The organism is Fusibacter ferrireducens (genome assembly GCF_015352425.1).
GTDB classification, from domain to species: domain Bacteria; phylum Bacillota; class Clostridia; order Peptostreptococcales; family Acidaminobacteraceae; genus Fusibacter_A; species Fusibacter_A ferrireducens.
The window spans coordinates 1-2467 of the sequence record NZ_JADKNH010000041.1 but is presented as its reverse complement, the minus strand read 5'-3'; the positions used below and the strand labels follow the sequence as shown (position 1 = coordinate 2467).

3 protein-coding genes are annotated in these 2467 nt (G+C 35.4%); all 3 read right to left on the bottom strand.

Annotated elements, in window-relative coordinates:
* Nucleotides 1-45 precede the first annotated feature (45 nt).
* The 3 genes from tnpC to tnpA all read right to left on the bottom strand — a co-directional run bounded on the left by tnpC (nucleotide 46) and on the right by tnpA (nucleotide 2387).
* Complete coding sequence (gene tnpC / locus ISU02_RS23675; protein ID WP_194704343.1) at nucleotides 46-1638, bottom strand: IS66 family transposase; 1593 nt, start codon at nucleotides 1636-1638, stop codon at nucleotides 46-48.
* A gap of 75 nt (nucleotides 1639-1713) precedes the next feature.
* Nucleotides 1714-2070, bottom strand: a complete 357-nt coding sequence (gene tnpB, locus ISU02_RS23670; RefSeq protein WP_194704342.1) for an IS66 family insertion sequence element accessory protein TnpB — start codon at nucleotides 2068-2070, stop codon at nucleotides 1714-1716.
* Entirely contained in the window at nucleotides 2070-2387 is a 318-nt protein-coding gene (tnpA, locus tag ISU02_RS23665) for an IS66 family insertion sequence element accessory protein TnpA (protein ID WP_194704341.1), read from the bottom strand. The genes tnpB and tnpA overlap by 1 nt, the downstream gene beginning before the upstream one ends.
* Nucleotides 2388-2467: the final 80 nt, after the last annotated feature.

Sequence of the window (2467 nt, the reverse complement as noted above, 5' to 3'; positions counted from 1 at the left end):
GTAAGCGTCAAAACGCCCACACCTTGACAGATATGAGCGTACAAATTAGTCTTTTTTAGGAATCCTGCAATACTCAGGCAATTGATCAGACCATGGTAATAATTGATCAACTTTAATAGGATCATTGATATCGATATTGGGCAAGGTCTCAAATAAATACTCTAGATAATAGAATGGATTTAGATGGCTCGCTTTAGCGGTTTCAATAACGCTATAAATGATTGCACTAGACTGTGCACCATGTGGCGTCTTGCTGAAAAGCCAGTTTTTCCGTCCGATTACGAATGGTTTAATAGCTCTCTCGGCTCTATTATTGCTCAGTTCTATCTCTCCATTTTCAAGGAATGTTATGAGTTTTGACCATTGGTTCAAACAATAATTTATGGCTTTACCTAAGTTTGATTTTGGCAATACCTTCGGTTTATATTCTTCAAGCCACGCTAAGAAAGCATCAAGAACCGGTTTACTGAGTTCTAGACGTTTTAAATAACGTTCAGATGCTGTTAAATCTACAAATTGTCTTTCAATTAAGAAAAGTTTATTGCAGTATTCTCTACCTTCCATAGCAATTGATTTAGATGTATCTGCATCTATAGGAAGTGCTTTTAGGGCATCTACAAATCCTCGCCTTGCATGTGCGAAGCATCCCATAATAGAGACGTCATCTACATCGTTATATCCAGCGAATCCATCCGTCTGAATATGACCCTTAAATCCTTTAAGGAAAGCTTTAGGATGTTTTCCAGACCTAGAAGCTTGATATTCATAAAGAAATATTGGTCTTGAATATTTCCCAGTGGCGTATAACCACATGTATGACTTGCTTGTAGCAGATTTACCTTTTTCATCAAGAACTTGAACTGTTGTTTCATCTGCATGAATAAAGCGTTCATCTAACAAGTGCTCATGAAGTCTGCTATAGATTATTTTAAGAAAGTCAGCGCCTTTGATGGTCCAGTTCGATAAATTTTGTCTTGAAATATCCAGGCCGAAATTCATAAACTGTTGTTCTTGTCTATAAAGAGGCAGTGATTCATTATATTTTCGATTCATGATGAAAGCGATTAAAGAAGGAGATGCAAAACTTCCTTTTATTATAGGATTAGGCATTTTGGCTCTAACGATTGGTGTTGTCTCTTCATTTTTTTCGCAAGATCGACACGCATAAACATAGCGTATATGATGAACAACGCTTATTTTAGCAGGCACTATTTTAAGTTCTTTACGTATTTCTTTTTTCATAGGATGAAGTGGCTCATCACATACGGGACAATTTTTTTCTGAGTCAGGCAAATAGTATTCAATAACTTCAACTGGGAGGTCATCCCACGCTTCGTTAGTTTTGTTTTTAGATTTACTTCTCTTATAAGTGATTTCTTCAAGATTAGGTTCATCTAAATTTGCTCTTTGTCCTTTTTCAGCTTCATTGAACATAGAAAGTTGTTCTGCAGGCGTTTTCTCACTAGATGCACCATATTTTTGAGCAGCACCTTTTCGAATTTGCTCTTCGTACCATGCGACTTTTGCAGCAAGTTCCTCTTTTTCTTGTTCAAGCTGAGCGCATTTATTCTGTAATGCCTCAATGGCATTTTGATCGTTTTTTAGTTGTGGGACCGTTGTTTTTTCAATGTTTTTCATGATTTTATTATACCATTTTTGACTGAACAAAAAAAGCATTAAATGCTTGAAAACAAACATTTTCCAAAAGTTTTTTCAAATGATCAGACGCTCTAAAACTTCCTTATGACCTTGTTTTTCGTGGATTGTTAATCCATCAAGCAGCCAACGTAGTTCTCGTTCAGAAATAGAAAGGGATTTACCTTGTATTTGATCAGGCCATTTAAAAGTGTCTTTTTCAAGGCGTTTATAGTGAAGCCAAAAACCATTGTATTCCCATTCCAGTATTTTTATTTTATCGCGTTTTCGATTACAAAAGACAAACAAACTTCTTGAAAAAGGATCTAATTTAAAACTTTCTTGAATGATTAAGGCAAGACCATCAATCGATTTTCTTAGATCTGTTACTCCAAGTGCAAGGTGAACATGATCTACTTTTGAATTTCCTAACATTAGCGATCAAGTGACTCAAATATACATCTGAGCGTTTCTGAACTTACTGCCGTTGGAACCTCTATAAGTGCTTTTCCAATGTGGATTTTTATATACACAGGTGAGGTTGAACATTTATCTTTTTCTTTTGGTGACTCAAGAGTAACCCAATTTGTTTTTGGTACACTTAGCTTTTCTTTATTGAATTTCTGGATCCAGTATTTTAAAGTGTGTACATTTAAATCGTTTTGAATTGACCATGCGGATGCTGTAAGGCCACTGGATTTCCATTCAGTAATGCGATCAGACCATAATTGTCTTAGGGATTCATTTTTCATAGCGACAAGCTCCTTAATGTTTTTGTTTATTGTCGCATAAAATTTAAATGTTGAAAATGTGTGTTAGGTTTAACGCTTAC